This is a genomic window from Streptomyces sp. NPDC101165 (genome assembly GCF_044768135.1).
Classification (GTDB): Bacteria; Actinomycetota; Actinomycetes; order Streptomycetales; family Streptomycetaceae; genus Streptomyces.
This window is the reverse complement of the sequence record NZ_JBIWPG010000016.1, coordinates 128,968-155,759: the sequence shown is the minus strand read 5'-3', so window position 1 is coordinate 155,759 and position 26,792 is coordinate 128,968. Positions and strand designations below refer to the sequence as shown.

At 68.3% G+C, this 26,792-nt stretch carries 30 protein-coding genes and 1 pseudogene; 23 read left to right on the top strand and 8 right to left on the bottom strand.

Annotated features, from left to right (window positions below; genetic code table 11):
• The first annotated feature begins 5 nt into the window (after positions 1-5).
• From ACIRVH_RS31320 to truA, 18 genes and pseudogenes are all read left to right on the top strand, one after another.
• Positions 6-191, top strand: coding sequence for a type Z 30S ribosomal protein S14 (locus tag ACIRVH_RS31320; protein WP_003948630.1), 186 nt, complete (start codon positions 6-8; stop codon positions 189-191).
• A 213-nt stretch (positions 192-404) separates the two neighbouring features.
• Complete coding sequence (gene rpsH / locus ACIRVH_RS31315; RefSeq protein ID WP_007384075.1) at positions 405-803, top strand: 30S ribosomal protein S8; 399 nt, start codon at positions 405-407, stop codon at positions 801-803.
• Positions 804-827: 24 nt separating this feature from the next.
• The gene (gene rplF, locus ACIRVH_RS31310) at positions 828-1,367 is read left to right on the top strand and encodes a 50S ribosomal protein L6 (RefSeq protein WP_235456326.1); all 540 of its coding nucleotides are present in this window, start codon (positions 828-830) and stop codon (positions 1,365-1,367) included.
• Between the two features lie 3 nt (positions 1,368-1,370).
• Positions 1,371-1,754: a 50S ribosomal protein L18 gene (gene rplR / locus ACIRVH_RS31305; RefSeq protein WP_145886665.1), complete on the top strand. Its 384-nt coding sequence runs from the start codon at positions 1,371-1,373 to the stop codon at positions 1,752-1,754.
• A gap of 39 nt (positions 1,755-1,793) precedes the next feature.
• Positions 1,794-2,399 (top strand): 30S ribosomal protein S5, encoded by a 606-nt coding sequence (gene rpsE / locus ACIRVH_RS31300; protein ID WP_015658456.1) that lies wholly within the window; start codon positions 1,794-1,796, stop codon positions 2,397-2,399.
• Complete coding sequence (gene rpmD, locus ACIRVH_RS31295; RefSeq protein WP_330459301.1) at positions 2,399-2,578, top strand: 50S ribosomal protein L30; 180 nt, start codon at positions 2,399-2,401, stop codon at positions 2,576-2,578. The genes rpsE and rpmD overlap by 1 nt, the downstream gene beginning before the upstream one ends.
• 2 nt (positions 2,579-2,580) lie before the next feature.
• Positions 2,581-3,036, top strand: coding sequence for a 50S ribosomal protein L15 (rplO, locus tag ACIRVH_RS31290; RefSeq protein WP_023547373.1), 456 nt, complete (start codon positions 2,581-2,583; stop codon positions 3,034-3,036).
• 187 nt (positions 3,037-3,223) lie between these two features.
• Entirely contained in the window at positions 3,224-4,537 is a 1,314-nt protein-coding gene (gene secY / locus ACIRVH_RS31285; RefSeq protein WP_403960112.1) for a preprotein translocase subunit SecY, read from the top strand.
• Complete coding sequence (locus tag ACIRVH_RS31280; protein ID WP_403960109.1) at positions 4,537-5,202, top strand: adenylate kinase; 666 nt, start codon at positions 4,537-4,539, stop codon at positions 5,200-5,202. Before secY ends, ACIRVH_RS31280 begins: the two co-directional genes overlap by 1 nt.
• Before the next feature lie 99 nt (positions 5,203-5,301).
• On the top strand, positions 5,302-6,138 hold the full coding sequence (gene map, locus ACIRVH_RS31275; RefSeq protein WP_403960277.1) for a type I methionyl aminopeptidase: 837 nt from the start codon (positions 5,302-5,304) through the stop codon (positions 6,136-6,138).
• A 104-nt stretch (positions 6,139-6,242) separates the two neighbouring features.
• Positions 6,243-6,401 (top strand): annotated as a pseudogene (locus ACIRVH_RS31270) (type I methionyl aminopeptidase); the annotation flags it as partial.
• A 151-nt stretch (positions 6,402-6,552) separates the two neighbouring features.
• The gene (gene infA, locus ACIRVH_RS31265) at positions 6,553-6,774 is read left to right on the top strand and encodes a translation initiation factor IF-1 (RefSeq protein WP_004927214.1); all 222 of its coding nucleotides are present in this window, start codon (positions 6,553-6,555) and stop codon (positions 6,772-6,774) included.
• Positions 6,775-6,833: 59 nt separating this feature from the next.
• Positions 6,834-6,947 carry a 50S ribosomal protein L36 gene (gene rpmJ / locus ACIRVH_RS31260; RefSeq protein ID WP_003998809.1) on the top strand — a complete coding sequence of 38 codons (114 nt, stop codon included), beginning with the start codon at positions 6,834-6,836 and terminating at the stop codon, positions 6,945-6,947.
• A gap of 185 nt (positions 6,948-7,132) precedes the next feature.
• Positions 7,133-7,513 (top strand): 30S ribosomal protein S13, encoded by a 381-nt coding sequence (gene rpsM, locus ACIRVH_RS31255; protein WP_020135802.1) that lies wholly within the window; start codon positions 7,133-7,135, stop codon positions 7,511-7,513.
• A 65-nt stretch (positions 7,514-7,578) separates the two neighbouring features.
• Entirely contained in the window at positions 7,579-7,983 is a 405-nt protein-coding gene (gene rpsK / locus ACIRVH_RS31250; protein WP_003956432.1) for a 30S ribosomal protein S11, read from the top strand.
• Between the two features lie 150 nt (positions 7,984-8,133).
• A complete protein-coding gene (locus tag ACIRVH_RS31245) occupies positions 8,134-9,156 on the top strand; it encodes a DNA-directed RNA polymerase subunit alpha (protein WP_003966937.1) in 1,023 nt (340 codons plus the stop codon).
• Positions 9,157-9,272: 116 nt separating this feature from the next.
• Entirely contained in the window at positions 9,273-9,764 is a 492-nt protein-coding gene (rplQ, locus tag ACIRVH_RS31240; protein WP_403960106.1) for a 50S ribosomal protein L17, read from the top strand.
• A 92-nt stretch (positions 9,765-9,856) separates the two neighbouring features.
• Positions 9,857-10,711, top strand: coding sequence for a tRNA pseudouridine(38-40) synthase TruA (truA, locus tag ACIRVH_RS31235; protein ID WP_403960103.1), 855 nt, complete (start codon positions 9,857-9,859; stop codon positions 10,709-10,711).
• 3 nt (positions 10,712-10,714) lie between these two features.
• On the opposite strand, the gene ACIRVH_RS31230 is transcribed toward truA, so the two are convergent.
• Complete coding sequence (locus tag ACIRVH_RS31230) at positions 10,715-11,593, bottom strand: hypothetical protein (protein WP_403960100.1); 879 nt, start codon at positions 11,591-11,593, stop codon at positions 10,715-10,717.
• A 298-nt stretch (positions 11,594-11,891) separates the two neighbouring features.
• Between ACIRVH_RS31230 and rplM the strand changes: the two genes are divergently transcribed.
• From rplM to glmM, 3 genes are all read left to right on the top strand, one after another.
• Positions 11,892-12,335 (top strand): 50S ribosomal protein L13, encoded by a 444-nt coding sequence (rplM, locus tag ACIRVH_RS31225; RefSeq protein WP_020941688.1) that lies wholly within the window; start codon positions 11,892-11,894, stop codon positions 12,333-12,335.
• A 42-nt stretch (positions 12,336-12,377) separates the two neighbouring features.
• The gene (gene rpsI / locus ACIRVH_RS31220; RefSeq protein ID WP_145879486.1) at positions 12,378-12,890 is read left to right on the top strand and encodes a 30S ribosomal protein S9; all 513 of its coding nucleotides are present in this window, start codon (positions 12,378-12,380) and stop codon (positions 12,888-12,890) included.
• A gap of 179 nt (positions 12,891-13,069) precedes the next feature.
• Positions 13,070-14,428 (top strand): phosphoglucosamine mutase, encoded by a 1,359-nt coding sequence (gene glmM / locus ACIRVH_RS31215; RefSeq protein ID WP_403960096.1) that lies wholly within the window; start codon positions 13,070-13,072, stop codon positions 14,426-14,428.
• Between the two features lie 59 nt (positions 14,429-14,487).
• On the opposite strand, the gene coaA is transcribed toward glmM, so the two are convergent.
• The 5 genes from coaA to ACIRVH_RS31190 form a co-directional block, all read right to left on the bottom strand.
• Complete coding sequence (coaA, locus tag ACIRVH_RS31210) at positions 14,488-15,477, bottom strand: type I pantothenate kinase (RefSeq protein WP_403960093.1); 990 nt, start codon at positions 15,475-15,477, stop codon at positions 14,488-14,490.
• A 160-nt stretch (positions 15,478-15,637) separates the two neighbouring features.
• The gene (locus ACIRVH_RS31205) at positions 15,638-15,895 is read right to left on the bottom strand and encodes a hypothetical protein (RefSeq protein WP_270081620.1); all 258 of its coding nucleotides are present in this window, start codon (positions 15,893-15,895) and stop codon (positions 15,638-15,640) included.
• 91 nt (positions 15,896-15,986) lie between these two features.
• Positions 15,987-20,885, bottom strand: a complete 4,899-nt coding sequence (locus tag ACIRVH_RS31200; protein WP_403960090.1) for an RICIN domain-containing protein — start codon at positions 20,883-20,885, stop codon at positions 15,987-15,989.
• 443 nt (positions 20,886-21,328) lie between these two features.
• Complete coding sequence (locus tag ACIRVH_RS31195) at positions 21,329-21,775, bottom strand: nuclear transport factor 2 family protein (RefSeq protein ID WP_403960088.1); 447 nt, start codon at positions 21,773-21,775, stop codon at positions 21,329-21,331.
• Positions 21,776-21,819: 44 nt separating this feature from the next.
• The gene (locus tag ACIRVH_RS31190) at positions 21,820-22,200 is read right to left on the bottom strand and encodes a DoxX family protein (RefSeq protein WP_403960085.1); all 381 of its coding nucleotides are present in this window, start codon (positions 22,198-22,200) and stop codon (positions 21,820-21,822) included.
• Positions 22,201-22,349: 149 nt separating this feature from the next.
• Here ACIRVH_RS31190 and sigJ point away from each other — a divergent pair, with 149 nt between their 5' ends.
• Positions 22,350-23,312 (top strand): RNA polymerase sigma factor SigJ, encoded by a 963-nt coding sequence (gene sigJ, locus ACIRVH_RS31185; RefSeq protein ID WP_403960082.1) that lies wholly within the window; start codon positions 22,350-22,352, stop codon positions 23,310-23,312.
• Here sigJ and ACIRVH_RS31180 read toward each other — a convergent pair.
• Complete coding sequence (locus tag ACIRVH_RS31180; RefSeq protein WP_403960079.1) at positions 23,302-24,168, bottom strand: RNA polymerase sigma-70 factor; 867 nt, start codon at positions 24,166-24,168, stop codon at positions 23,302-23,304. The two genes, sigJ and ACIRVH_RS31180, sit on opposite strands and share 11 nt — an antisense overlap.
• Positions 24,165-24,743, bottom strand: a complete 579-nt coding sequence (locus tag ACIRVH_RS31175) for a carboxymuconolactone decarboxylase family protein (protein WP_403960076.1) — start codon at positions 24,741-24,743, stop codon at positions 24,165-24,167. The genes ACIRVH_RS31180 and ACIRVH_RS31175 overlap by 4 nt, the downstream gene beginning before the upstream one ends.
• 192 nt (positions 24,744-24,935) lie before the next feature.
• On the opposite strand from ACIRVH_RS31175, the gene glmS reads away from it, so the two are divergent.
• Positions 24,936-26,783 carry a glutamine--fructose-6-phosphate transaminase (isomerizing) gene (glmS, locus tag ACIRVH_RS31170; RefSeq protein ID WP_403960074.1) on the top strand — a complete coding sequence of 616 codons (1,848 nt, stop codon included), beginning with the start codon at positions 24,936-24,938 and terminating at the stop codon, positions 26,781-26,783.
• Positions 26,784-26,792: the final 9 nt, after the last annotated feature.

Genomic DNA, 26,792 nt, shown 5'->3' with positions numbered 1-26,792 from the left:
GCGAGATGGCGAAGAAGGCTCTGATCGCTAAGGCTGCTCGCAAGCCCAAGTTCGGTGTGCGTGGCTACACCCGCTGCCAGCGCTGCGGCCGTCCGCACTCCGTGTACCGCAAGTTCGGCCTGTGCCGCGTGTGCCTTCGTGAGATGGCTCACCGTGGCGAGCTGCCGGGCGTGACCAAGAGCTCCTGGTAATCCCCGCTTTTTAGGGATTCCTGAAGCTCTCGGTAAGCATCTGGGTCGGCAGGGGCCCTTCTCCGCATGCCGTAGGCTTGTGGGGTTGGGCGTCTGCCGCGCCCGTACGACTTACTACGCCGTAGGTCCACCGCGCCGCACCCGTCCCGTCTCGGATCGGGGAGAGGGATGGCGCACCAGGAAACCCCGGCGAGAGAGGCCGAAGGCCAATTCATGACCATGACTGATCCGATCGCAGACATGCTTACGCGTCTGCGAAACGCGAACTCGGCATACCACGACTCCGTGACGATGCCGGCATCGAAGATCAAGTCTCACATCGCGGAGATCCTCCAGCAGGAGGGCTTCATCACGGGCTGGAAGGTCGAGGACGCCGAGGTTGGCAAGAACCTCGTTCTCGAGCTGAAGTTCGGCCCGAACCGTGAGCGCTCCATCGCGGGCATCAAGCGGATCTCCAAGCCCGGTCTCCGGGTGTACGCGAAGTCCACCAACCTGCCCAAGGTGCTGGGCGGCCTCGGCGTGGCGATCATCTCCACGTCGCACGGGCTCCTCACCGACAAGCAGGCCGGCAAGAAGGGCGTGGGTGGGGAAGTCCTCGCCTACGTCTGGTAGCGGAAGGGAACGGAGGAAACAGCTATGTCGCGTATTGGCAAGCTCCCCATCACGGTTCCCGCCGGCGTGGACGTCACCATCGACGGCCGTACGGTCTCGGTCAAGGGCCCCAAGGGCACGCTGACCCACACCGTCGTTGCGCCGATCGACATCGTCAAGGGTGAGGACGGCGTTCTGAACGTCACCCGTCCGAACGACGAGCGTCAGAACAAGGCCCTGCACGGCCTGTCCCGCACGCTGGTGGCGAACATGATCACCGGCGTGACCCAGGGTTACGTGAAGAAGCTCGAGATCAGCGGTGTCGGTTACCGCGTCACGGCCAAGGGCTCGAACCTCGAGTTCGCGCTCGGCTACAGCCACCCGATCGTCGTCGAAGCGCCCGAGGGCATCACCTTCAAGGTGGAGAACCCGACCCGCTTCCAGGTCGAGGGCATCGACAAGCAGAAGGTCGGCGAGGTTGCGGCCAACATCCGCAAGCTGCGCAAGCCTGACCCGTACAAGGCCAAGGGCGTCAAGTACGAGGGCGAAGTCATCCGCCGCAAGGTCGGAAAGGCGGGTAAGTAAGCCATGGCATACGGGCAGAAGATCCTCAAGGGCGACGCCTACAAGCGCGCCGCGATCAAGCGCCGTCACATCCGGATCCGCAAGCGGATCTCCGGTACGGCGGAGCGTCCCCGTCTGGTCGTGACCCGCTCCAACCGCCACATCGTGGCGCAGGTGATCGACGACCTCAAGGGCCACACCCTGGCGTCCGCGTCCACTCTGGACGCGTCCGTCCGCGGTGGCGAGGGCGACAAGTCCTCGCAGGCCAAGCAGGTCGGCGCCCTGGTCGCCGAGCGTGCCAAGGCCGCCGGTGTCGAGGCTGTCGTGTTCGACCGTGGTGGCAACCAGTACGCCGGGCGCATCGCCGCCCTGGCGGACGCCGCCCGCGAAGCCGGGCTCAAGTTCTGAGCCTGCCGTAGCTAGCGGAAACAGAGAGAGGTAATTCCAATGGCTGGACCCCAGCGCCGCGGTGGCGGTGCCGGTGGCGGCGAGCGGCGGGACCGGAAGGGCCGTGACGGCGGCGCTGCTGCCGCCGAGAAGACCGCGTACGTTGAGCGCGTTGTCGCGATCAACCGCGTCGCCAAGGTTGTGAAGGGTGGTCGTCGCTTCAGCTTCACCGCGCTGGTCGTGGTGGGCGACGGTGACGGCACCGTGGGTGTCGGTTACGGCAAGGCCAAGGAGGTGCCGGCCGCCATCGCCAAGGGCGTTGAGGAGGCCAAGAAGCACTTCTTCAAGGTCCCCCGTATCCAGGGCACCATCCCGCACCCGATCCAGGGTGAGAAGGCTGCCGGCGTCGTGCTGCTCAAGCCCGCGTCCCCCGGTACCGGTGTTATCGCCGGTGGTCCGGTGCGTGCCGTGCTCGAGTGCGCCGGTATCCACGACATCCTGTCGAAGTCGCTCGGCTCCGACAACGCGATCAACATCGTGCACGCGACCGTGGAGGCCCTGAAGGGCCTGCAGCGTCCCGAGGAGGTCGCGGCCCGCCGTGGCCTGCCCCTCGAGGACGTCGCTCCCGCGGCTCTGCTGCGTGCGCGTGCCGGGGCTGGTGCGTAATGGCTCAGCTCAAGATCACGCAGGTCAAGTCGTACATCGGCAGCAAGCAGAACCACCGTGACACCCTGCGGTCGCTTGGTCTCAAGGGGATCAACACCGTGGTCGTCAAGGAGGACCGCCCCGAGTTCCGCGGCATGGTGCACACCGTCCGCCACCTCGTGACGGTTGAGGAGGTCTGATCATGGCGGAGCAGAACCCGCTGAAGATCCACAACCTCCGTCCCGCCCCGGGCGCCAAGACCGCCAAGACCCGTGTCGGTCGTGGTGAGGCGTCGAAGGGTAAGACGGCCGGTCGTGGTACCAAGGGTACGAAGGCCCGTTACCAGGTTCCGGAGCGCTTCGAGGGTGGCCAGATGCCGCTCCACATGCGCCTCCCGAAGCTGAAGGGCTTCAAGAACCCGTTCAAGACCGAGTTCCAGGTCGTGAACCTCGACAAGCTGGCCGCGCTCTACCCCGAGGGTGGCGAGGTCACGGTCGAGGGTCTGGTGGCCAAGGGTGCCGTTCGCAAGAACAGCCTCGTCAAGGTCCTCGGCCAGGGCGAGATCTCCGTGGCGCTGCAGGTGACGGTCGACGCCGTCTCCGGCTCCGCCAAGGAGAAGATCACCGCCGCCGGCGGTACGGTCACCGAGCTCGTCTGATTCTTTCAGGCGCCTCGATGACGTAGACGATCCCGACCGGGGATACCTCACAATGGGGTATCCCCGGTTGGTCGTTCCGGGGGAGGCAGTGTCGCCGGTAAGGTGGCCTGCACTGTTCTTTTTCTGTATCCGTCGAACCTCAAGACCGTCACCCTTGACGCTTTGCGCGGGGGTCGCAGGAGGCACCGTGCTCACCGCGTTCGCCCGGGCGTTCAGGACGCCCGACCTGCGCAAGAAGCTGCTGTTCACGCTGGCCATCATCGTGGTCTACCGGGTCGGTACCCACGTTCCGATCCCTGGCGTCAACTACAAGGCCGTCCAGCAGTGCATGGATGAGGCGTCCGCCAACCAGGGCCTCTTCGGTCTGGTCAACATGTTCAGCGGTGGCGCACTGCTGCAGATCACGATCTTCGCGCTCGGGATCATGCCGTACATCACGGCGAGCATCATTCTGCAGCTGCTGACCGTGGTCATCCCGCGCCTGGAAGCCCTGAAGAAGGAGGGCCAGGCGGGTACGGCGAAGATCACCCAGTACACCCGGTACCTGACGGTGGCGCTGGCCATCCTTCAGGGCACGGGTCTGGTGGCCACCGCCCGCAGCGGCGCGCTGTTCAACGGCTGTCAGGTGGCCAACTCGATCGTCCCGGACCAGGCGATCTTCACCACCATCACCATGGTCATCTGCATGACCGCCGGTACGGCCGTCGTCATGTGGCTCGGTGAGCTGATCACCGACCGCGGCATCGGCAACGGCATGTCGATCCTGATGTTCATCTCGATCGCCGCGACCTTCCCGTCCGCCCTGTGGGCCATCAAGAAGCAGGGCTCCCTGGCCGGCGGCTGGATCGAGTTCGGCACCGTCATCCTGGTCGGCCTGGTCATGGTCGGGCTCGTCGTCTTCGTGGAGCAGGCCCAGCGCCGTATCCCGGTGCAGTACGCGAAGCGCATGATCGGGCGTCGTTCCTACGGTGGTACGTCCACGTACATCCCGCTCAAGGTGAACCAGGCGGGTGTGATTCCCGTCATCTTCGCCTCGTCGCTGCTCTACATTCCGGCGCTGGTGGCCCAGTTCTCCGGGGGCAACTCGGGCTGGAAGCAGTGGGTCCAGAACAATCTGACCAAGGGCGACCACCCGATTTACATCACTCTGTACTTCTTCCTCATCGTTTTCTTCGCGTTCTTCTACGTGGCGATCTCCTTCAACCCCGAGGAAGTCGCCGACAACATGAAGAAGTATGGTGGCTTCATCCCGGGCATCCGGGCTGGCCGACCGACCGCTGAGTACCTCAGCTACGTGCTCAACCGGATCACCTGGCCGGGTTCGCTGTATCTGGGAGTCATCGCTCTCGTGCCGACAATGGCGTTGGTGGGCTTCAATGCGAGCGGGAACTTCCCGTTCGGCGGGACCAGCATCCTGATCATCGTGGGTGTCGGTCTCGAGACGGTGAAGCAGATCGAGAGCCAGCTCCAGCAGCGCAATTACGAAGGGTTCCTCCGCTGATGCGTATCGTCCTCGTCGGGCCGCCCGGTGCCGGTAAGGGAACGCAAGCCGTCCGGCTCGCAGAGAAGCTGGCCATCCCGCACATCTCCACCGGTGACCTGTTCCGGGCCAACATCAGCCGGCAGACCGAGCTGGGCAAGCTCGCGAAGTCCTACATGGACGCCGGCAACCTCGTACCCGACGAGGTCACCATCGCGATGGCCAAGGACCGCATGGAGCAGGCGGACGCGGAGAACGGCTTCCTGCTGGACGGCTTCCCGCGCAACGTCTCGCAGGCCGAGGCGCTGGACCGGCTGCTGGACGAAGAGGACATCAAGCTGGACGCCGTCCTGGACCTGGAGGTCCCGGAGGAGGAGGTCGTCAAGCGGATCGCCGGCCGGCGCATCTGCCGCAACGACTCGTCCCACGTCTTCCACGTGACGTACAGCCCGCCGAAGCAGGAGGGCGTGTGCGACGTCTGCGGCGGTGAGCTGTACCAGCGCGACGACGACTCCGAGGAGACCGTCCGTACGCGGCTGGAGGTCTACCACACGCAGACCGAGCCGATCATCGACTACTACAAGGCGCAGGGCCTGGTCGTGACGATCTCCTCCCTGGGTCCGGTGGACGAGATCACGCAGCGGGCGCTGGAGGCGCTCAAGCGCGAGAAGGCCGAGAACAAGTAGATCGCGGTCCTTCCGGCCGCGGTGCCCTCCCGGGCGCCGCGGCCGTAGTGTTGTGCAGGTAACCCAGTCGACGTGAGTGACGGAGAGCGCAGGCCCCCCATGGTGCAGATCAAGACCCCCGAGCAGATCGCCAAGATGCGTGCGGCGGGCCTGGTCGTAGCCGCCATCCACGCGGCCACTCGCGAAGTCGCCGTTCCCGGCGCCAGCACCAAGGACCTGGACGAGGTCGCCCGCAAGGTGCTCGCCGAGCACGGTGCCAAGTCGAACTTCCTCGGCTACGGCGGCTTCCCCGCGACGATCTGCACCTCGGTCAACGACGTCGTGGTCCACGGCATCCCCTCCGACGACGTCGTCCTGAAGGACGGCGACGTCATCTCCATCGACTGCGGTGCGATCGTCGACGGCTGGCACGGCGACGCCGCGTACACCGCCTTCGTGGGCTCCGGTCACGCTCCGGAGCTGATCGAGCTCTCCCGGGTGACCGAGGAGTCGATGTGGGCCGGCATCGCGGCCATGAAGCAGGGCAGCCGCCTGGTCGACGTCTCCCGGGCCATCGAGACGTACATCCGCCGCCAGCCGAAGCCGGGCGGCGGCCGCTACGGCATCATCGAGGACTACGGCGGCCACGGCATCGGCACCGAGATGCACATGGACCCGCATCTGCTGAACTACGTCGACCGCCGCCGCGGCAAGGGCCCCAAGCTGGTCCCCGGCTTCTGCCTCGCGATCGAGCCGATGGTCTCCCTCGGCACCCCGCGGACCGAGGTCCTCGAGGACGACTGGACGGTCATCACGACCGACGGCAGCTGGTCCTCCCACTGGGAACACTCGGTCGCGCTGACCGAGGAGGGCCCGCTGGTGCTGACGGCCGTCGACGGCGGCAGGGCGAAGCTGGCCGAGTACGGGGTGACGGCGGCACCGGATCCGATGGGCTGATGACGGCGCCGTCAGGAGACGCCGGTCGGAGGCCGGCGCAGCCCCGCGAAGCTTGTGAGGCGCCCCTGGCGCCGAGCCCGCGAGCGGGGCGTCGAAGATCGGTCGACTGGACGGTCATCACGACCGACGGCAGTTGGTCCTCCCACTGGGAACACTCGGTCGCGCTGACCGAGGAGGGTCCGCTGGTGCTGACGGCCGTCGACGGCGGCAGGGCGAAGCTGGCCGAGTACGGGATCGTGGCCGCTCCCGATCCCCTTGCATGACGATCTTCTGCGTGGGGAAGATTCCCTCGATTCGTGTTTCCGGGTGCGCTGACGTAGACTGACTCGTCGGCTCTCGTGCACCCGCATGTCCGCATGCGCCCGTAAGGGAAGCGAGAGAGTCGATCAAGGTAGTCGATTCGAAGGGCGAAGCGTGGCCAAGAAGCAAGGTGCCATCGAGATCGAGGGCACTGTCGTCGAGTCTCTGCCGAACGCCATGTTCAGGGTCGAGCTCCAGAACGGCCACCAGGTCCTGGCACACATCAGCGGCAAGATGCGTATGCACTACATCCGCATCCTCCCTGACGACCGGGTCGTGGTGGAGCTGTCTCCGTACGACCTGACGCGTGGCCGGATCGTCTACCGGTACAAGTAGATCTTGCCCGCATCCCGTTCCCGCGGGGTGGTGGCACTGACCCGGAGAACCTCAATCCCATGAAGGTCAAGCCGAGCGTCAAGAAGATCTGCGACAAGTGCAGGGTGATCCGCCGTCACGGTCGGGTCATGGTCATTTGCGAGAACCCGCGCCACAAGCAGCGCCAGGGCTGACGCACGACCGAACCCTCTGCACCCGCAGAGATTCGCGCGACGCAAGCTGAATTTGTTCATACGCAGAGCCCGAGCCATCCAGCTCGACACCCCCGGTTCGGAGGCCGGGGACCCGGTTCGTACCTCGTACGGCGGCCGGGAGCCGGCTCTGCGGAAGACCTCCGAAGATCACCAGGAGCCATTGAATGGCACGCGTTTCCGGTGTTGACATCCCGCGCGAAAAGCGTGTGGAAGTCGCCCTCACCTATGTGTTCGGCATCGGCCGGACGCTCTCCCAGCAGACGCTGGCCGAGACCGGTATCGACCCGAACACCCGTGTTCGTGACCTGAGCGAAGAGCAGTTGGTCGCGATCCGCGAGTACGTCGACAACAACATCAAGACCGAGGGTGACCTCCGTCGCGAGATCCAGGCCGACATCCGCCGCAAGGTCGAGATCGGCTGCTACCAGGGTCTGCGGCACCGCCGCGGTCTGCCCGTCCGCGGTCAGCGCACCAGCACCAACGCCCGCACCCGCAAGGGCCCGCGTCGCGCCATCGCCGGCAAGAAGAAGCCGGGCAAGAAGTAGTCCGCAGCGGACCTCAGTCCACGGTCTTCGCTGTAGGACCGACCACCTCCCGTAGGAGTTAGTAGATGCCCCCCAAGGGTCGTCAGGGCGCTGCCAAGAAGGTGCGCCGCAAGGAAAAGAAGAACGTCGCTCACGGCCACGCGCACATCAAGAGCACGTTCAACAACACGATCGTTTCGATCACGGACCCGTCCGGCAACGTGATCTCCTGGGCCTCCGCCGGCCACGTCGGCTTCAAGGGCTCCCGGAAGTCCACGCCGTTCGCCGCGCAGATGGCCGCCGAGTCGGCTGCCCGCCGCGCCCAGGAGCACGGCATGCGCAAGGTCGACGTGTTCGTCAAGGGCCCGGGTTCCGGTCGTGAGACCGCGATCCGCTCCCTGCAGGCCACGGGCCTCGAGGTCGGCTCCATCCAGGACGTCACCCCGACCCCGCACAACGGCTGCCGTCCGCCGAAGCGTCGCCGCGTCTGACGCGTCGCCTTCGCGGCCTGCGGTTCCGGGCGGTACGACCCCCTTCGGGGCCGTACCGCCCGTACCCTTGCAGTACCCGTGCTGCGCGAGCGGCGCGGTCCGTCGGGCGTCAAATAGCGGGCGTCCACGAAAGAAGGATCTGATCCACACATGCTGATCGCTCAGCGTCCCTCGTTGACCGAAGAGGTCGTCGACGAGTTCCGCTCCCGGTTCGTGATCGAGCCGCTGGAGCCGGGCTTCGGCTACACCCTCGGCAACTCGCTCCGCCGTACCCTCCTGTCGTCGATCCCCGGCGCTGCTGTCACCAGCATCCGCATCGACGGTGTCCTGCACGAGTTCACCACCGTGCCGGGCGTCAAGGAGGACGTCACCGACCTGATCCTCAACATCAAGCAGCTGGTCGTCTCCTCGGAGCACGACGAGCCGGTCGTGATGTACCTGCGCAAGCAGGGTCCGGGTCTGGTCACCGCCGCCGACATCGCGCCCCCGGCCGGTGTCGAGGTGCACAACCCCGACCTCGTCCTCGCCACGCTCAACGGCAAGGGCAAGCTGGAGATGGAGCTGACCGTCGAGCGCGGTCGCGGCTACGTCTCCGCCGTGCAGAACAAGCAGGTGGGCCAGGAGATCGGCCGTATCCCGGTCGACTCGATCTACTCGCCGGTCCTGAAGGTCACGTACAAGGTCGAGGCCACGCGTGTCGAGCAGCGCACCGACTTCGACAAGCTGATCGTCGACGTCGAGACCAAGCAGGCGATGCGTCCCCGTGACGCCATGGCCTCCGCCGGTAAGACCCTGGTCGAGCTGTTCGGTCTCGCCCGCGAGCTGAACATCGACGCCGAGGGCATCGACATGGGTCCGTCCCCGACGGACGCCGCGCTGGCGGCCGACCTCGCGCTCCCGATCGAGGAGCTCGAGCTGACCGTCCGCTCCTACAACTGCCTCAAGCGTGAGGGCATCCACTCCGTGGGTGAGCTGGTCGCGCGCTCCGAGGCGGACCTCCTGGACATCCGCAACTTCGGTGCGAAGTCCATCGACGAGGTCAAGGCGAAGCTGGCCGGCATGGGCCTGGCCCTCAAGGACAGCCCGCCCGGATTCGACCCCACGGCCGCTGCCGACGCCTTCGGCGCCGACGACGACGCGGACGCGGGTTTCGTGGAGACTGAGCAGTACTGATCGGTTCCACCTCCGGGGGTCTCACCGAGACCCCCGGATCTCTGACAGACAACCGTCTGCTCAGATACTGACTCCGGTACCTGACACGGCCGGGGCAGACACACAGGAGAAGAAAAATGCCGAAGCCCACCAAGGGTGCCCGTCTGGGCGGCAGCGCCGCGCACGAGAAGCTGCTCCTCGCGAACCTGGCGAAGAGCCTCTTCGAGCACGGCCGTATCACCACCACCGAGGCGAAGGCCCGCCGCCTGCGCCCGTACGCCGAGCGTCTGGTCACCAAGGCGAAGAAGGGCGACCTTCACAACCGCCGTCAGGTGCTCCAGGTCATCACGGACAAGAGCGTCGTCCACACGCTCTTCACCGAGATCGGTCCGCGCTACGAGAACCGTCCCGGTGGCTACACCCGCATCACCAAGATCGGTAACCGCCGTGGCGACAACGCGCCCATGGCTGTCATCGAGCTGGTCGAGGCGCTGACGGTTGCCCAGCAGGCGACCGGTGAGGCCGAGGCCGCCACCAAGCGTGCGGTCAAGGAGGCCGAGGAGGTCAAGGCCGAGGAGACCCAGGTCGAGGAGACCGAGGCTCCGGCCGAGGAGTCCAAGGACGCCTGAGGCTCTGCCTGACGCTGGAAGCGGGTTCGCCCTTCGGGGCGGGCCCGCTTCCGCGTTTTTTTGAAAGAGACCGGTCCTGAGAGGATTCCCGCGTGAGTGACGAAGTACAGCCCGGGTACGTCCGTGTCCGCCTCGACCTGTCCTACGACGGCACCGATTTCTCCGGGTGGGCCAAGCAGGCCGGCGGCCGCCGGACCGTGCAGGGCGAGATCGAGGACGCCCTGCGCACGGTGACGCGGTCGCGGGAGACGTACGAGCTGACCGTCGCGGGGCGCACCGACGCCGGGGTGCACGCGCGCGGCCAGGTGGCGCACGTGGACCTGCCCGAGGGGGTGTGGCGCGAGCACCACGAGAAGCTGCTCAAGCGGCTCGCCGGGCGCCTGTCCAAGGATGTGCGGGTGTGGGCCCTCAGGGAGGCGCCCAGTGGCTTCAACGCCCGTTTCTCGGCCGTGTGGCGGCGCTACGCGTACCGGGTGACGGACAACCCCGGGGGCGTCGACCCGCTCCTGCGCAACCACGTCCTGTGGCACGACTGGCCGCTCGACGTCGACGCCATGAACGAGGCCGCGCGGGCGCTGCTCGGCGAGCACGACTTCGCCGCGTACTGCAAGAAACGGGAGGGTGCGACGACGATCCGTACGCTCCAGGAGCTGAGCCTTCAGCGGGGTGCGGACGGGATCGTCACCGCGACCGTGCGGGCCGACGCGTTCTGTCACAACATGGTGCGCTCGCTGATCGGCGCGCTGCTGTTCGTCGGCGACGGCCACCGGGGCCCCGAGTGGCCCGGGAAGGTGCTGGCCGCAGGGGTGCGCGACTCCGCCGTGCATGTCGTACGACCGCACGGGCTGACCCTGGAGGAGGTCGGTTACCCCGCCGACGAGCTGCTGGCCGCCCGGAACAAGGAGGCCCGGAACAAGCGCTCGCTTCCGTCGGCGGGGTGCTGCTGAGACCTACTGGTTCGCTGCGGCCGAGGCCTGGGCCTCGCCGCGGCGCCAGATCTGGCGGAAGGTGAACTCCTGCAGGTCGTCGCTGACCGCGAAGGCCTTGGTGTCCTTCTTGGTGACGTTCTTGCCGTTCGTGAAGCCGGTGATCGTGAAGTAGCCGTAGCGGCCCACCGCGTTGCGGGTCGAGAAGCAGATCGCGCCGTCGCAGAAGGACTTGACGCCCTTGCCGGACAGCGAGCGCACGATGCTCTTGTCGTTGGTCTGGGACTTGGCCTTCGCCGTCTGGGCTGCGGTGTCGAAGACGGCGACGCCGACGGTGACCGCGATGCCGTCCTTGGTGTAGGTGGCGCGTATCAGGCGGGTGCAGCCGTTCGCGGTGAGGATCTTGGGCAGGGTCGCATCGGCGGCGGAGGCGCAGTTCTTCGTGTCCGCGGTGGCGCCCTTCTTGTACACCGTGCTGCCCATGGTCAGCTGGGTGCCCGGGAACAGCGTCTCGGGGCTCAGCGGCGCGGTGTCCTTCTTGGCGCTGGATATGAAGTCCTTCGGGTCCAGCGGCGGCGGGGCGCTGGTCGGCTCGAAGGACGGCGCCGTGGCCGTGCCGCTGGGCAAGGAGGCGCTGGCGGGCAGGTTGGTGGGGTTGCCCGAGGCCTTGTTGTCGCCGTTCGCGGACACGACGGCCATCGCGACGGCGGTGCCGATGCCGATCGTGGCGAGCGCGCCGCCGCCGATGAACAGCAGCCTGCGGCGCTTGTTCCTGGTCTCGGAGGCCTCCGCCAGCGCGGCCCAGTCCGGAGTGCCGTCGTCGCCCCCGCTGCTCCACGGCTGCTGGGAATTAGGTTTCCAGGGATCCCACTGAGACTGGGGTCCCCCCTGCCCGTAACTCATGGGGCGCATCTTAGACGGGGGGCCGGGGGTGCTGGAGTGCCTCGGTCGGCATGCCTGGTTTGTCCGTCGACATGAGGGGGAAGAGCCTCGTTTTGACCCTGCCGGGGGCGCCCAGGTATTCTGCTCCTTCGTTGTGTATTGGCTTGCTCATTCTCACGGGACGGGCCCTTACACCGGTCCACCGGGCCGATGACCAGCGATCAGCACGCGGTTTGCGTCACCGTGGTGCGGTCGAGGCTGTCGTGATCGTTTCGGTGACCTGTTCAGGACCATTCACTCGAAGCGAAGGCTACGAACCGTGCGTACGTACAGCCCCAAGCCCGGCGATGTGACGCGCCAGTGGCACGTCATCGACGCTCAGGACGTTGTCCTGGGTCGTCTCGCCACCACCGCCGCGTCCCTTCTGCGGGGCAAGCACAAGCCGATCTACGCGCCCCACGTCGACACCGGTGACTTCGTCATCATCATCAACGCCGACAAGGTGCACCTGTCCGGCAACAAGCGGACCCAGAAGATGGCGTACCGCCACTCCGGCTACCCGGGTGGTCTGCGCTCCGTCCGCTACGACGAGCTGCTCGACAAGAACCCCGAGAAGGCCATCGAGAAGGCCGTCAAGGGCATGCTCCCCAAGAACACGCTGGGCCGTCAGATGCTCTCGAAGCTGAAGGTCTACAAGGGTGACGTGCACCCGCACGCTGCGCAGCAGCCGGTGCCGTTCGAGATCACCCAGGTCGCGCAGTAAGTCCGGCCACCCCCTAAGACTGAACAGAATCTGAGGAGAATCGTGGCCGAGACCACTGCCGAGCAGCCGATCGAAGAGATCGACATCGAGAGCTACACCACCGAGTCCGAGGTCCCCGTCGAGGGCGAGTACACCTCGGAGTCCCTGGCATCCCGCTTCGGCGAGCCCCAGCCGGCCGCCGGCCTGGGCCGTCGCAAGAACGCCATCGCCCGCGTCCGGATCGTTCCGGGCACCGGCAAGTGGAAGATCAACGGTCGCACCCTCGAGGACTACTTCCCGAACAAGGTGCACCAGCAGGAAGTCAACGAGCCCTTCAAGGTGCTCGAGCTCGAGGGCCGCTACGACGTCATCGCCCGCATCGCGGGTGGCGGTGTCTCCGGTCAGGCCGGTGCGCTCCGTCTCGGTGTCGCCCGTGCGCTGAACGAGGCCGACGTCGACAACAACCGCGGCCCGCTCAAGAAGGCCGGCTTCCTCCGCCGCGACGACCGTGCGGTCGAGCGCAAGAAGGCCGGTCTGAAGAAGGCCCGCAAGGCCCCGCAGTACAGCAAGCGCTAATCAGCAGCTGCCTGCTCGTACTCCGAACGCCCCGGCGGCACGCCACTTGTGCCGTCGGGGCGTTCGTTTATCCCGGCCAAGGGCGTATAACGACACAAGACGCTCAAAGGCTGGTGTGATCGGATGTTCAGCCGTCTGCCATCATTCCCGGCAGCAATGACGCTTCCCTTGGAGGACACGTGGGACGACTCTTCGGTACGGACGGCGTGCGCGGTGTCGCCAACGCGGACCTGACCGCCGAGATGGCGCTCGGCCTGTCCGTGGCGGCGGCGCATGTGCTGGCCGAGGCGGGTACCTTCGAGGGCCACCGGCCGACGGCGGTGGTCGGACGGGACCCGCGTGCGTCCGGGGAGTTCCTGCAGGCGGCCGTGGTCGCGGGCCTGGCCAGCGCGGGCGTGGACGTGCTGACCGTGGGCGTCCTGCCGACGCCGGCGGTGGCGTACCTGACCGGCGCGCTCGGCGCGGACCTGGGCGTGATGCTCTCCGCCAGCCACAACGCCATGCCGGACAACGGCATCAAGTTCTTCGCCCGCGGTGGCCACAAACTCGCCGACGAGCTCGAGGACAAGATCGAGGCCGTGTACGAGTCCCACCGGCACGGCGAGCCCTGGGAGCGGCCCACCGGCGCCGGGGTCGGGCGCGTACGGTCGTACGACGAGGGCTTCGAGCAGTACGTCGGCCATCTGATGGCGGCGCTGCCGAACCGTCTCGACGGCCTGAAGATCGTCCTGGACGAGGCGCACGGTGCGGCCGCGGGGGTCTCGCCGGAGGTGTTCTCGCGGGCCGGCGCCCAGATCGTCACGATCGGTGCCGAGCCGGACGGGCTCAACATCAACGACGGCTGCGGCTCCACCCATCTGGACAAGCTGAAGGCCGCGGTGCGCGAGCACGGCGCGGACTTCGGCATCGCGCACGACGGTGACGCCGACCGCTGCCTGGCCGTGGACCACACCGGCGACGAGGTGGACGGCGACCAGATCCTGGCCGTGCTCGCGCTGGCGCTGCAGGAGCGCTCCGAGCTGCGCTCCGACACCGTGGTCGCGACCGTGATGTCCAACCTGGGCTTCAAGCTGGCGATGGAGCGGACGGGGATCCACCTGGTGCAGACCGCCGTGGGCGACCGGTACGTGCTGGAGGAGATGAAGCAGCACGGGTATGCCCTGGGCGGTGAGCAGTCCGGGCACGTGATCATCCGCGACCACGCGACCACCGGTGACGGCACGCTGACCGGGCTGCTGCTGGCGGCGCGGGTGGCGCAGACCGGTCGTACGCTGCGGGACCTGGCCGCCGTCATGGAGCGGCTGCCGCAGGTCCTCATCAACGTGCCGGACGTGGACAAGTCCCGGGTGAAGACGTCCGCCGACCTGGCCGCCGCCGTCGCCGAGGCGGAGCGGGAGCTGGGCTCCACCGGGCGCGTGCTGCTGCGTCCCTCGGGCACGGAGCCGCTGGTCCGCGTGATGGTCGAAGCGGCGGACATCGAACAGGCCCGGTCGGTCGCCGGGCGGCTGGCCGACGCCGTGAAGTCGGCGCTCGGCTAGGTCACTTACCGCTTTCCCCTGTCGGCCCGAAGCACTTCCGGGCCGACAGGGTCGACGGGTCACAGCTTGCGCAGGCGCAGCCGCTGGACCTTGTGGTCCGGGCCCTTGCGTACGACGAGGGTGGCGCGGCCGCGGGTGGGGGCGATGTTCTCGACCAGGTTGGGCTTGTTGATCGTGCGCCACTGGGTGCGCGCGTAGTCGAGAGCCTCCTCCTCGGAGACCTGGGTCCACTTGCGGAAGTACGAGGACGGGTCCTGGAAGGCAGTCTGGCGCAGCTTCTTGAAGCGGTTGAGGTACCAGCTCTCGACGTCGTCGGCGCTCGCGTCGACGTACACACTGAAGTCGAAGTAGTCGGCGAGGCCGACGCGGGTGCGGCCGTCCTTGCCGGGGAGGGCGGGCTGCAGGACGTTCAGGCCCTCGACGATCAGGATGTCGGGCCGGCGTACGACGAGCTTCTCGCCCGGGACGATGTCGTAGATGAGGTGGGAGTAGACGGGGGCGGTGACTTCGTCCTTGCCCGCCTTGATGTCGGCGACGAACCGGGTCAGCGCCCGGCGGTCGTACGAGTCGGGGAATCCCTTCCGCGACATCAGTCCGCGGGCCTGGAGCTCCTGGGTCGGCAGCAGGAAGCCGTCGGTCGTGACCCGCTCCACGCGCGGGTGCTCGGGCCAGCGGGACAGGAGGGCCTGGAGCAGACGGGCCACGGTCGACTTGCCGCACGCCACGGATCCGGCGATCCCTATGACGAAGGGTGTGCCCGACTGTGAGCCCCCCTCGCCCAGGAACGTGTTCAGGGCGCTTCTGAGCCCGTCCGTGGCGCCGACGTAGAGGTTGAGAAGGCGGGAGAGCGGGAGGTAGATGTCCCGCACCTCGTCGAGGTCGATGACGTCGCCGAGGCCGCGGACCTTCTCGACCTCTTCGGCGGTGAGCGGCAGCGGCGTCTTGTCGCGCAGCGCGCTCCACTCGGTACGGGTGAGGTCGACGTAGGGAGTCGCCTCCGGCTTGGGCCGGTGAGCGCTCCGGGGTATCGAGGAGACCGGTGAGATCACAGTCCATTGTTAACGGAGTTTGAACGGGGGTGCGGGGTGGGGTGCGTCACGTGGGGGCGCGGCCCGGGACATGCCGCAGGGGCGGGCGGTTTGCCCGCCCGCCCCTGCGGCACGACGTCAGTCGGTTCGGTCGATGCGTCCTTCGGGTCCCGAAGGCTCCTCACGCATGGGTGAGCCATGGTGAGAGGAGGCTCGTGAATTCCTCGTCGGAAATGTGGACGCTCCCCAAGCCGAACCTCTCCCATGCTTGCGCCCGCTGCAGAACGGGCAGCGGGATGTCAAAAGCGAGACGGAAGGAGGCAATGAAAGGGACGGCCCTGAACCCTGCACCCAGCTTGTCCCTGGCGAGCAATGCGAGTTCTATCGCGTCCTTTCCATCGGCGTGAGCCGCCTTCAGCTCGCCGACAAGAATCTCCATCTCATTCATCTCGTGCCCGACTTTCCGATCTTTCGTGTGGCGGTGTTGGGGCGGGAGACGGTCACGCGATACCCGCCCCAACGCGTGTCCTTCAGCTGGGAGGATGGAAGGTCACGCCCACGTTTGTGTAGTGCCCCGACATGCCCCTGAGCTCAGTTATCTCCACCTTCGTGAAGCCTGCTCGCGCGGCCATTTTGCCCGTGAACGTTTTTGTCAGTGCCGCTTCCTCGAGCGATGCACCGCCCCGTACGGCCTCGTTGAAGGAGTTCAGGTTATCGATTAGCGTACCTCCGTCCTGCCAGTACCCCTTGATACCCTTCACCTCGTCGCCGAAATGCGCGAGTGCGGCGTTGAACATCTCGCCGCCTCTGGGCTCTTCGCCCTTGATCGCCTCGATGGCGAGTCCGAAGAGGCCCTTTTTGTCGACGTCTGCGTAGATCGAGGCCCCACTGGGGTATGTCGCAAAGTAGGGGCAGTTGACGTTGTGGACCAGTACGGGAGTCCGGCCCGCGAGCACGTAGAAGGTGTGGAGGTCGGCGATGCTCAGGTCCCACACCTGCTGTGGTGCGGCCACGGGGCGGATACCGGCCACCTTGTGCAGGGCACCGGTCGGAGTCCGGAGCGAGTCTGCCCTGTGCAGGCTGGAGGCGTGCACCCAGCCACGGCCCGGAACATACATCCGGTGCCCCGGCGTGGTCAGTATCCGTCCGCCGTCGGCGAAGGAGATCTGCAGGAGCCGGTCTGCTGAGTGAGAGAACGTCGACGTGACCGTTTCGGGGCCGGTCGTACCGGCGTCCGGGTCAGTGGCGAGCAGTCGATCGCCGACCTTGACCGCGTCGATGCGCTTGACCGAGCCATCGGCGAGCAGTACGGGTGTCGCAGCGGGGAAGCTGTCCTTCAGGCAGAGTCCACGCAATTTCTGGCCGAGTTTCGCGAAGATGCCGGCGACGACATCTTCCGGCAGTTTGAGGCCGCGCAGTGCCTTCCACGCGTCCGTGAAACCGATCCCGGTCCGGGCGGCCGCGTCTGCTGCTTTGACCGCGTTGCTGATTTCGCTGAGTGCGCCTTCTACCGGGACGTAGGTCGCGTAGGCCCAGGCGCAGCCGCTGGCGCTGCCGTGGAGGCAGTCCATCATGTCGTCGGCGAAGAAGGAGAACAGGATCGATCCGGCCACGTCACCGAAGAGGCTCTGCCATCCGGCGCGGACGATGTCCTTGCCGGAGAAGTGGTGCTGCCAGTTGTCGATCTTGATGTTCTTCAGCGTCGCCCGCTGAAGGAACTGCCACGCCGACTTCGGGCAGCCGTCCGCGGTGGCCTGCGCATTCTGATCCGTGCACAGGTAGAAGTCGGCCTCGTAGGTGACGACCAGGTCGTACGCAGCGTCGCAGCCCTTGATGGCTGCTTCCGGCATCCCGGGGCACGTGCCGATCTGCTTGGAGCTGACGATCTCGACGGTGGACTCGTCCGGGACGGCGAACACACCGGGAATGCCCGTACCGGACCCCTTGGAGGCCTCCTTGTTGGCCTCCGCCCTTTCCGCCCTGTCGGCCGCGTCCTGGGCCTCCTTGGCGTACTTGGCGGCGTCCTTGGCGGCCTGTTCGGCTTCGGTGGCGGCCGCGTCGGCGCGGGTGGCCGCCGCGCGGGCGTCCTTGGCATCCTGTTCGGCCTGGTCGGCTGCCGAACGGGCCGCTGCGGCGTCGAGTTCGGCCGCGTCGGCGGAGTCGCGGGCGTCCTTGGCGTAGCCCTCGGCGTTGCCGGCCGCCTTGTCGGCGGCTGCCGCATCCTCGGTGGCCTGCTGGTCGTAGTCGATGGTGCGGGCCAGGGATGCGGAGGCCGCCGCTGCGGCCTTGGCCGCGTCGGCCGCGTAGCCGAGGGCGTCCTTTGAGTAGGTGCGTGCGTCGGCCGCGTACTGGGCGGCGTTCGCCGCGTGCTGGTACGCCTCCTTCGCATCGCCCTTGGCCTGGTCGGCGAGGTTCTTCGCCGCGTCGGCCTCGGCGGCGGCGTTCTTGGCGTGGGCGTCGGCGACCGCCTGCTGCTGTTCGGCGATCGTCTTGGAGTTCTGCCCGGTCAGGACGACCAGGCCGGCGGCCGAGTCGGTGTCGACGTAGGCGGAGCCGAGCTGGATGGCGTCGTTGGCGGGGTTGGCGACCTGCTTCGCGGCCTCTCCGGCGTCCACGGCCGCCTGGGCGGTGACGTGGGCGTAGCCGGCGGCCTTCGCTGCGGCCGCGAGCGCGTTGCCGGCCTCCTTGTTCGCGGCGTCCGCCTGGGTCTTGGCGTCCTTGGCGTGCTGTTCGGCCTCGTCGGCGAGCTTGACGGCCGTCTTGGCCTCGGCGGAGGCGTCCTGGGAGGCCTTGATGGCGTCGGCGACGGCGCTGGTCGCGGTCTTCACCGCGGCGTCGGCCTTGAGCTTGTCGGCCTGGGCGGCGTCCGCGTCGGAGCGGGCCCGCTTGGCGGCCGCCTCTGCGCGGGTGGCGGCGGCGTCCGCGTCGGCTGCCGCCTGGGTCGCGGCGTCGGCCTCGGAGCGGGCCTTGGTCGCGGCGGCTTCGGCGTCGTCGGCGTGCTTGTCGGCGTCGTTGGCGGCGGCGCGAGCGGCGTCGGCGGCGTCCCCGGAGTCCAGGGAGTCGGCGTAGGCGTCCTTGGCGTCGGCCTTGGCGCGTGCGGCGTCGGCCTTCTGCTCGGCGTCCCACGCGTCGTCGCGCATGTCCTTGGCGTGGTCCTTGGCCGCGACGGCGTCGTCGCGCCGGTCCTCGGCGGTCTTCTCGGCGGCCTCCGCCTTGTCCTTGGCGTCCTTCGCCTTCGTCGCCTCGGACTCGGCGTTCTTGCGGTGCTCGGCGGCCTCGGCCCGGCTGGCGGCGGCGTTCTCCTTCTCCGCCTTGGCCGTCTTCTCCTCGGCCTCCGCCGCGAGCCGCTTGGCGTGCGCGTCGGCGGCGGCCGCCTTGGCGTCGCCCTCGGCCTTCACCGCGACGGCGAGCTTGGCCTCCGCGGTCTCCTTGTCCTTCTTGGCGTTGTCCCGGTGCACCTTCGCCGCGTCCGCGGCAGCCTTGGCCTGCAACTCCGCTGCCTCGGCAGCCTTCTTGCGGAACTCCGCCTTCGACTGGGCGGCCTGGGCGAGGGCGCGCTGCGCGATCGTCGCGCTGTCCCCGGCCGCGGCACGGGTCGCGGCCTCGGCGGTCTCACCGGCCTTCTCCAGGGCCTGAAGTGCGGCAGCCGCGCCCTTGGTGACCTGGTCCTTCTGCAGACCGACCAGCAGACCACGACCCCGCGGCGCACCGGCCGCGTCGGCGATGCCATAGGCGGCCTGGAGCGCGGTGTCCGACGTGGTCGCGGCCTTCTGCGCGGCCGCCAGCTGCGCCTTGAGTACGGTCAGCTGGCTCTTCGCGGCACTCTGGGCGGCCGTGAGACCCGACTTGGCCTTGGTGAACTGGGCCTTGTCCGGGTAGTTCGGGCTGTCGTCGCCGGTGTGCCCCTCGGGGACGAGGCGGAACTTCTGCGCGGCGGAGCCGTTGCAGGTCGACAGCACGGCGTCTTTGCTGTTGTCGAACGTCGGCAGGTGCAGGCACTTGCCGGTGGCCGCGTTGCGCAGCTCGCCCGCCGAGCGGACGTCGAACTTCCACTGCTGGGCCTTGGCGTTGCCGCAGTCCCGGATCTGGATCTTCGTGCCGTCGGCGTTGTTGCCGTTCAGCACCTCCAGACACTTGCCCGAGTTGATGTTGCGCAGGGTGTAGCCGCCGTCGTAGGCGCCCCACAGCTGCCACTTCTGGCCATTGCCGCCGTTGCAGGTATAGACCTGGACCGGGGTGCCGTTGGTCTTGCCGGCGCCCTGGACGTCGAGGCACTTGCCGGCAGCGCCCGGCACCTGGATGACCAGCGGAGCGTCACCGATGTAACCGATGCCGCCGGCGGACCAGTAGTCCTGCCAGCGGGTGATGTGGTCGGCGACCCAGGACTGCCCCAGCATGTCGGAGAGGGCCTTCGCACCCTTGGCCAGGGCGTCGGTGGCGTCCTTGTTCGCGGTGACGATCTGGTTGCGCTGCGTGGCCTGCGAGGAGATCTCCTGCTGCCACTCGCCGGCCGCGGTCGCCGTGGCGTCGTCGAGAACCCGGTCCGGGTCGAGCGGGTCACGCCACGCACACGAGGCGAAGCGGGTCTTCAGGTCCTCGACCGCGATGCGGTACTCCGGCGTGCCCGGCTGCGGGGCGGTGTGCGGGAAGCCACCCGAGGACAGGAAGATACGGGCGTCGTCGGCGCCCATGTTGGCGTTGCTGAAGCCGTGCATCCACTCGAAGGCGTTGTGCTCGTCGAGCGCCCGGTTCCAGTCGGGCTGTTGCGGGTCCGGGTGCTGTGCGTACAGCGGGTTGCCGAGATCGTCGACGGCCTTGACGGTCTTGGCGTCGGCCTTGGGGGTGGAGTCCTCGTAGAAGTCGTCGTCGTTCTTCCAGAACCGGTCGGCGACCCAGGTGGACAGACCCGTCTGCTCGTAGAAGGTCTGTTTGCCGTCGCCCGGCGACCCGGGCGGCCAGTGGAAGTCCGCGTCCGTGAAGCCGACCGGGGTGGTCAGGCCCGACAGGGGCTTCTGCCATCCGTCCCGGGCGGCGGCGAGGTCGTCCAACTGCTTGCCTGCGGCGTCGCGGTCGCTCTTGTAGGCGACGGCGAGCGGAGTCTGCTCCCAGTTCTTCCGGTCGGCCAGGACGTGGAGCTTGTCCGGCGGCTGGTTGAGGCCGTTCTGCGCGGTCGCGGCCATCGAGGGGCCGCCCAGCCGCAGTACGTCGCTCATCAGGCACTGGTCCTGCCGCAGTTGCTCGGCGGCCGTGTCCTGGTACCAGGGGTCGGAGTCGCCCACCGGCTCGATGTTCGGCTTGATCGAGCCGGGCTGGACCGCGAGACCGGCCACAACGGCCAGCGCTGCTGCCGAGGTGACGGCGGAGGTGAATGTTCCTGCTCTCCCGAGTCTTCGTGATCTGGGCAGGCGGAACCATGGTCTGGGGTGCAAGGAGCATCCCTTTCTTCGTCCAAGGGGGGCGCGGGCCGTGAGGGCGGCCGAAGAGCAGGGAGCGCAGATGCGCTGCGTGTTCCTGAGGGGGACTCAGGAGGTCACGGCAGCGGCTGAGTCGATGTGTGCGGACGCCCGATGCGACGGCATGGCGATGCAACCCCTCCCCGTGAGCGACGGCGTTCCCCCGGTCGCTGTGCGATGTGCGCGACGGCGGACTGGTCAGGTTCCCGTCATGCGCGGCGCCACCATACGCAGGTGCGAACGTGGTCGTACAGGGGTTCCATTCGGGTGGGTGGGCGGTGGCCGGAATCTTATTGCCGTCCGGCGGCCCGCAGGCCGAGTACCAAGTCCCCCCATGAGTGGAGTTTCTGTGCACTTCCTGTGCACGTGGGCGGCACGTCGGCAAGCGTCGACCGATCGGATTTGGCTGATTTTCGTCGTCACATGGCCGCCGGGCCCGTTGCCTCGCCGGTCAGCGGGGAGTTGTCGGCATACCTGACCTCGTAGACGCGCTCCGTGAACCGCCAGCCGTCCGGGGTGCGCCGATAGCGGTCGTGGTAGAGCGAGTGGTTCGCGTGTGACGTGCCGTCGCGCATGCGCCCGAACTCCGAGACGTACGCGCGGCCTTCCGCGGTGCCGCCCGTGAGCCGGATCGTGCCCGGGTGCACGTTCTGCACGAAGTAGTCCCAGAAACCCTGCAGCCGCTCGATGCCGGCGCGGATGTCCGCCCGGCCGGTGAACTGGGCCACGCCGGGGATCCGCCAGACGCCGTCCTCGGTGAACAGTGACGCGAAGCGGTCGTAGTCGCGCATCATCCCCGCGTCGGTGAACTCGCCGCGCAGGGCCTCGATCTCGAAACGGTCCGTGATGGACCGAAGGTCGCTCATCAGTTTCTCCTTCCTCGTGTCGAAATTCCTCGTGTCGAAGTGCGTCAGCCGGTGAAGGAATGGGGGCCGAAGCGGCCCCACGCCACGAAGGCGGCCAGGGCGAGCAGGACCAGGTTCACCGGGATGGCCTGGGCCTCCCGGCGGCGGAGGTGCGTGATCATCGCGCCGATCATCAGCAGCACCCAGCCGACGGCGGCCAGCGGCACCAGGACCGGTGCGATGTGGAGTGCGGCGGGCAGGATCAGGCCTGCCGCGGCCAGGACCTTGAGGGTGCCGATGGCCTTGACGGTGCCGTCGCCGAAGTCCTCGACCCAGGCCCCGCCGGAGGTGGCCAGCTTCTGTCTGGGCTGGATCAGCAGCATCGCGCCGCCGGCCAGGGAGCCGACGGCCAGCAGTCCCGCAGCGATCCACAGAGCGATGTTCATGAGGGTTCTCCTGGTGGAGTGGAAGTGATCGTCTCAGCGGTACGACGGCACGGTCCTTCGGTATGTGAGGTGCCGCGCCCACGTCACATACCGAGGGGCTGTGCCGTCGTACTGATGAGTGCGGATACGACCAAGGGAGACGGCGACACATGAGCACGCAGTCCGGGCCTGCAGACGGCCCGCTCGACGAGGGCCTGAACGCGATCACCAGCGAGCGGCGTCAGCTGATCAACCTCGGGTACCGGCTCCTCGGCTCCCTGGCCGACGCCGAGGACGTCGTGCAGGAGACGTACGCCCGCTGGTACGCCATGTCCCCGGAGCAGCGGGACGCCATCGACTCCCCGGGCGCCTGGCTGACGAAGGTCGCCGGTCGTATCTGCCTGGATCTGCTGCGCTCGGCACGGGTCCGGCGGGAGCGCTATGTGGGCGCCTGGATCCCGGAGCCGCTGCCCGACCGGACGGAGTGGATCAGCGGGCGGTCGGGCGGCACCGCCGTCGACCCGGCCGACCGCGTCACCCTCGACGAGTCGGTCAACATGGCCTTCCTCGTCGTGCTCGAAGCGATGACCCCGGCCGAGCGCGTCGCGTTCATCCTGCACGACGTCTTCCGCTATCCCTTCGCCGAAGTGGCCGAGATCGTCGGCCGTAGCCCGGCGGCATGTCGCCAGCTGGCCTCGTCGGCCCGCCGTCGCATGCGTGCCTCGCACGCACCCGCGACTCCCGAGGCTCCGGCGGCCCGGCGCGCCGCCGTCGTCAGGGACTTCAAGCGGGCCTGGGAAGCCCAGGACATCGAGGCGCTGATCGGCCTCCTCGACCCCGACGCCACGGCGATCGCCGACGGCGGCGGCCTCGCCCAGGCCGCCCTGCTCCCCGTCGACGGCGGCGAGCAGGTCGCGCGCTACCTCGTCGGTCTCTCCGCCCGGGCGGTCGGCATGACCGTCCTGGAGCGCACGGTCAACGGCCAGCCCGGAGTGGTCGTCCAACAGGACGGTGTCACCGCGGCGGTGCTGGCCCTCGACGTCGTGGGCGACCGGATCCACCGCATCTGGGCCGTACGGAACCCCGAGAAGCTCCGGCCCTGGACGGCCCAGGGCAGCGGGCCTACCGGGTGAGTTCGGACGGTTCGTCCAGCCGCGTCAGCTTCCGCGGGTTGCGCACCACGTAGATCCGGGTGATCCGCCCGTTCTCGACCGAGAGGCTCACCGCGGACGGCTCGCCGTCGAACGCGAGCCGGCCCGCGGGGGCGCCGTTGAGCCACACGTCCGTCGCCTCGAACCCGGCCACCACCTGGTTCACGCGCGCGAGCAACGGTGCCACGAGCTCGGCGCCGTGGACCGGAGTCGGCGCGGCGGCCACGAACCCGCCACCGTCGGCGATCATGACCACGTCCGGTGCCATGACCTCCATCAGCTCCTGAAGGTGCCCGGTGCGCAGCGCGGCCAGGAACCGCTCCACCACCGCCTGCTGCTCCGACCGGCTCACCTGCACCCGCGGCCGCCGGGCCGCCACGTGCTCGCGGGCCCGGCGCGCGATCTGCCGCACCGCGGCCGAGGACTTCCCGACGGCCTCGGCGATCTCGCCGTACGGCAGCTCGAAGACCTCGCGGAGCACGAAGACCGCCCGCTCGGTCGGCGCGAGCGTTTCGAGCACGGTCAGCACCGCGATCGAGACGCTCTCCGCGAGCTCGACGTCCTCGGCGACATCGGGGCTGGTCAGCAGGGGTTCCGGCAGCCACTGGCCCACATAGTCCTCGCGGCTGCGGGACAGCGTCCGCAGCCGGTTGAGCGCCTGCCGGGTGACCGTCCGGACGAGGTAGCTCCGCGGGTCACGCACCTGTGCCTGATCGACGCCGGCCCACCGCAGCCAGGACTCCTGCAACACGTCCTCCGCGTCGGCCGCCGACCCGAGCATCTCGTAGGCGACCGTGAAGAGCAGGCTGCGATGGGCGACGAACAGGTCCTTCGTCATGCGCCGGACGCCGTGCCGGAATCGGCGGGCCGCGCGGCCAGGGGAATCTCGCACGCGTCGGAGTAGCCCTGCGACGTGATCCCGTGCGCCGTGTTGCTCCTGGTCGCGAAGTTGGCGAAGGCGATGAACACGGTGAGCTCGACCAGCGCCGCCGGGCCGAGCCGGTCGAGCAGGCTCGCGGACAGCTCGTCGGTGACGGTCGTCGGCGTGTTCGTCATGGCCTCGGCGTACTCCATCACGTCCCGCTCCAGCGGCGTGAACACGTCCGACTCCCGCCAGCGCGGCACCTGGCTCGCCTTGGCCAGGTCCAGGTTCTGGTTCTGCGCCTGGAAGTAGCCGATGTCGAGGCACCAGCTGCAGCCGACCTGTGCCGAGACGGCCATGTGCGCGAACGACTTGAGGCTCGCGTCGGCCGCGTTCCAGGCGGCCACCCTGGCCGAGAAATCCATGTTGGCCAGGGCGACGTCGGGGTTGTTGAACACCACCTCGACGGGCTCGGGCACGGCACCGAGCTGCTTGGTCAGGTTCTCCTTCAGCTCGGGGTCGAGCTCCGCCTTCGGAATGCGTGGCGCCATGGTGTCCTCCTCGGACGTCTGCCTGTCGGGCCGTTGGGCTGTTCGGCATGAAGACACCGCCGGACCCGCGCATGTGACACCCGCCGAGTTGATGATCCGCATCGTCGTAGACCTTCGTACCCCGGTGGGAATTTCCGATTTCGGGCAGGCGAAGGCCACTTGTGTCGCCCGTCGGCCCGTAGGCTGCCGCTCATGTGCGGAATCGTGGGATACGTGGGGTCGCAGTCGGCGCTCGAGGTCGTGATGGCCGGGCTGAAGCGGCTGGAGTACCGGGGTTACGACTCGGCGGGCGTCGCCGTGCTGGCGGACGGCGGGCTGGCCGCCGCGAAGAAGGCCGGGAAGCTGGTCAACCTGGAGAAGGAACTGGTCGAACGGCCGCTTCCGGCGGGCTCGACGGGCATCGGCCACACGCGCTGGGCCACCCATGGCGGTCCGACGGACGCGAACGCGCACCCGCATCTCGACAACGCCGGCCGGGTGGCCGTCGTCCACAACGGCATCATCGAGAACTTCGCCCTGCTGCGGGCCGAGTTGGCCGAGCGGGGACACGAGCTGTCGTCCGAGACGGACACCGAGGTGGTCGCGCACCTGCTGGCCGAGGAGTTCTCGTCGTGCGCCGATCTCGCCGAGGCGATGCGGCTGGTGTGCCGGCGCCTGGAGGGTGCGTTCACGCTGGTCGCGGTGCACGCCGACGAGCCGGACGTGGTCGTGGGCGCGCGCCGCAACTCCCCGCTCGTGGTGGGCGTGGGGGAGGGCGAGGCGTTCCTGGCCTCGGACGTCGCCGCGTTCATCGCCCACACCCGCTCGGCGATCGAGCTGGGCCAGGACCAGGTGGTGGAGCTGCGCCGGGACGGCGTGAAGGTGACGGGCTTCGACGGCCGTGACGCGGACGTGCGCTCCTACCACGTGGACTGGGACGCCTCGGCCGCCGAGAAGGGCGGCTACGACTACTTCATGCTCAAGGAGATCGCCGAGCAGCCGAAGGCGGTCGCCGACACGCTCCTGGGCCGTATCGACGCGGCCGGTTCACTGACCCTGGACGAGGTGCGGATCTCGCCGTCCGAGCTGCGCGAGGTGGACAAGGTCGTCATCGTCGCGTGCGGTACGGCCTTCCACGCCGGCCTGATCGCCAAGTACGCCATCGAGCACTGGACGCGGATCCCGTGCGAGGTGGAACTGGCCAGCGAGTTCCGCTACCGGGACCCGATCCTGGACGGCCGCTCCCTGGTGATCGCCATCTCCCAGTCCGGCGAGACCATGGACACCCTGATGGCGCTCCGGCACGCGCGGGAGCAGGGCTCTAAGGTCCTGGCCATCTGCAACACCAACGGTTCGACGATCCCTCGCGAGTCGGACGCGGTGCTGTACACGCACGCCGGGCCCGAGGTGGCCGTCGCCTCCACCAAGGCGTTCCTGACGCAGCTGGTGGCGTGCTACCTGGTGGCCCTGTACCTGGGCCAGGTGCGGGGCACGAAGTGGGGCGACGAGATCCGTGCCGTGATCCGGGACCTGTCGCAGATCTCGGGCGAGGTCGAGCGCGTGCTGGACACGATGGAGCCGGTACGGACCCTCGCCCGGTCCCTGGCCGGCAAGAACACGGTGCTGTTCCTGGGCCGGCACGTGGGATATCCGGTCGCCCTCGAAGGAGCCCTCAAGCTCAAGGAACTCGCCTACATGCACGCCGAGGGCTTCGCGGCGGGCGAGTTGAAGCACGGTCCGATCGCGCTGATCGAGGAGGACGTGCCGGTGGTGGTCGTCGTTCCGTCGCCGCGCGGCCGGTCCGTCCTGCACGACAAGATCGTCTCCAACATGCAGGAGATCCGGGCGCGGGGCGCGCGGACGATCGTGATCGCGGAGGAGGGGGACGAGGCGGTGGTTCCGTACGCCGACCACCTGATCCGGATCCCGGCCACGCCGACGCTGCTGCAGCCGATGGTCGCGACGGTGCCGCTGCAGGTGTTCGCCTGCGAACTGGCCACCGCCCGCGGCAATGAGGTGGACCAGCCCCGCAACCTGGCGAAGTCGGTGACGGTGGAGTAGCGGGCGTTC

What these genes read in the sequence shown, in the direction of transcription:
- ACIRVH_RS31190 (WP_403960085.1), bottom strand. Translation starts at nt 22,200, where the DNA reads ATGAACATCGCTCTGTGGATCGCTGCGGGACTGCTGGCCGTCGGCTCC.
- ACIRVH_RS31245 (WP_003966937.1), top strand. Translation starts at nt 8,134, where the DNA reads ATGCTGATCGCTCAGCGTCCCTCGTTGACCGAAGAGGTCGTCGACGAG.
- rplQ (WP_403960106.1), top strand. Translation starts at nt 9,273, where the DNA reads ATGCCGAAGCCCACCAAGGGTGCCCGTCTGGGCGGCAGCGCCGCGCAC.
- ACIRVH_RS31195 (WP_403960088.1), bottom strand. Translation starts at nt 21,775, where the DNA reads ATGAGCGACCTTCGGTCCATCACGGACCGTTTCGAGATCGAGGCCCTG.
- rpsK (WP_003956432.1), top strand. Translation starts at nt 7,579, where the DNA reads ATGCCCCCCAAGGGTCGTCAGGGCGCTGCCAAGAAGGTGCGCCGCAAG.
- ACIRVH_RS31320 (WP_003948630.1), top strand. Translation starts at nt 6, where the DNA reads ATGGCGAAGAAGGCTCTGATCGCTAAGGCTGCTCGCAAGCCCAAGTTC.
- rpmJ (WP_003998809.1), top strand. Translation starts at nt 6,834, where the DNA reads ATGAAGGTCAAGCCGAGCGTCAAGAAGATCTGCGACAAGTGCAGGGTG.
- ACIRVH_RS31205 (WP_270081620.1), bottom strand. Translation starts at nt 15,895, where the DNA reads ATGGAGATTCTTGTCGGCGAGCTGAAGGCGGCTCACGCCGATGGAAAG.
- sigJ (WP_403960082.1), top strand. Translation starts at nt 22,350, where the DNA reads ATGAGCACGCAGTCCGGGCCTGCAGACGGCCCGCTCGACGAGGGCCTG.
- ACIRVH_RS31175 (WP_403960076.1), bottom strand. Translation starts at nt 24,743, where the DNA reads ATGGCGCCACGCATTCCGAAGGCGGAGCTCGACCCCGAGCTGAAGGAG.
- rplF (WP_235456326.1), top strand. Translation starts at nt 828, where the DNA reads ATGTCGCGTATTGGCAAGCTCCCCATCACGGTTCCCGCCGGCGTGGAC.
- rplO (WP_023547373.1), top strand. Translation starts at nt 2,581, where the DNA reads ATGGCGGAGCAGAACCCGCTGAAGATCCACAACCTCCGTCCCGCCCCG.
- glmS (WP_403960074.1), top strand. Translation starts at nt 24,936, where the DNA reads ATGTGCGGAATCGTGGGATACGTGGGGTCGCAGTCGGCGCTCGAGGTC.
- ACIRVH_RS31180 (WP_403960079.1), bottom strand. Translation starts at nt 24,168, where the DNA reads ATGACGAAGGACCTGTTCGTCGCCCATCGCAGCCTGCTCTTCACGGTC.
- rplR (WP_145886665.1), top strand. Translation starts at nt 1,371, where the DNA reads ATGGCATACGGGCAGAAGATCCTCAAGGGCGACGCCTACAAGCGCGCC.
- map (WP_403960277.1), top strand. Translation starts at nt 5,302, where the DNA reads ATGGTGCAGATCAAGACCCCCGAGCAGATCGCCAAGATGCGTGCGGCG.
- rpmD (WP_330459301.1), top strand. Translation starts at nt 2,399, where the DNA reads ATGGCTCAGCTCAAGATCACGCAGGTCAAGTCGTACATCGGCAGCAAG.
- rpsE (WP_015658456.1), top strand. Translation starts at nt 1,794, where the DNA reads ATGGCTGGACCCCAGCGCCGCGGTGGCGGTGCCGGTGGCGGCGAGCGG.
- rpsH (WP_007384075.1), top strand. Translation starts at nt 405, where the DNA reads ATGACCATGACTGATCCGATCGCAGACATGCTTACGCGTCTGCGAAAC.
- ACIRVH_RS31280 (WP_403960109.1), top strand. Translation starts at nt 4,537, where the DNA reads ATGCGTATCGTCCTCGTCGGGCCGCCCGGTGCCGGTAAGGGAACGCAA.
- rpsM (WP_020135802.1), top strand. Translation starts at nt 7,133, where the DNA reads ATGGCACGCGTTTCCGGTGTTGACATCCCGCGCGAAAAGCGTGTGGAA.
- ACIRVH_RS31230 (WP_403960100.1), bottom strand. Translation starts at nt 11,593, where the DNA reads ATGAGTTACGGGCAGGGGGGACCCCAGTCTCAGTGGGATCCCTGGAAA.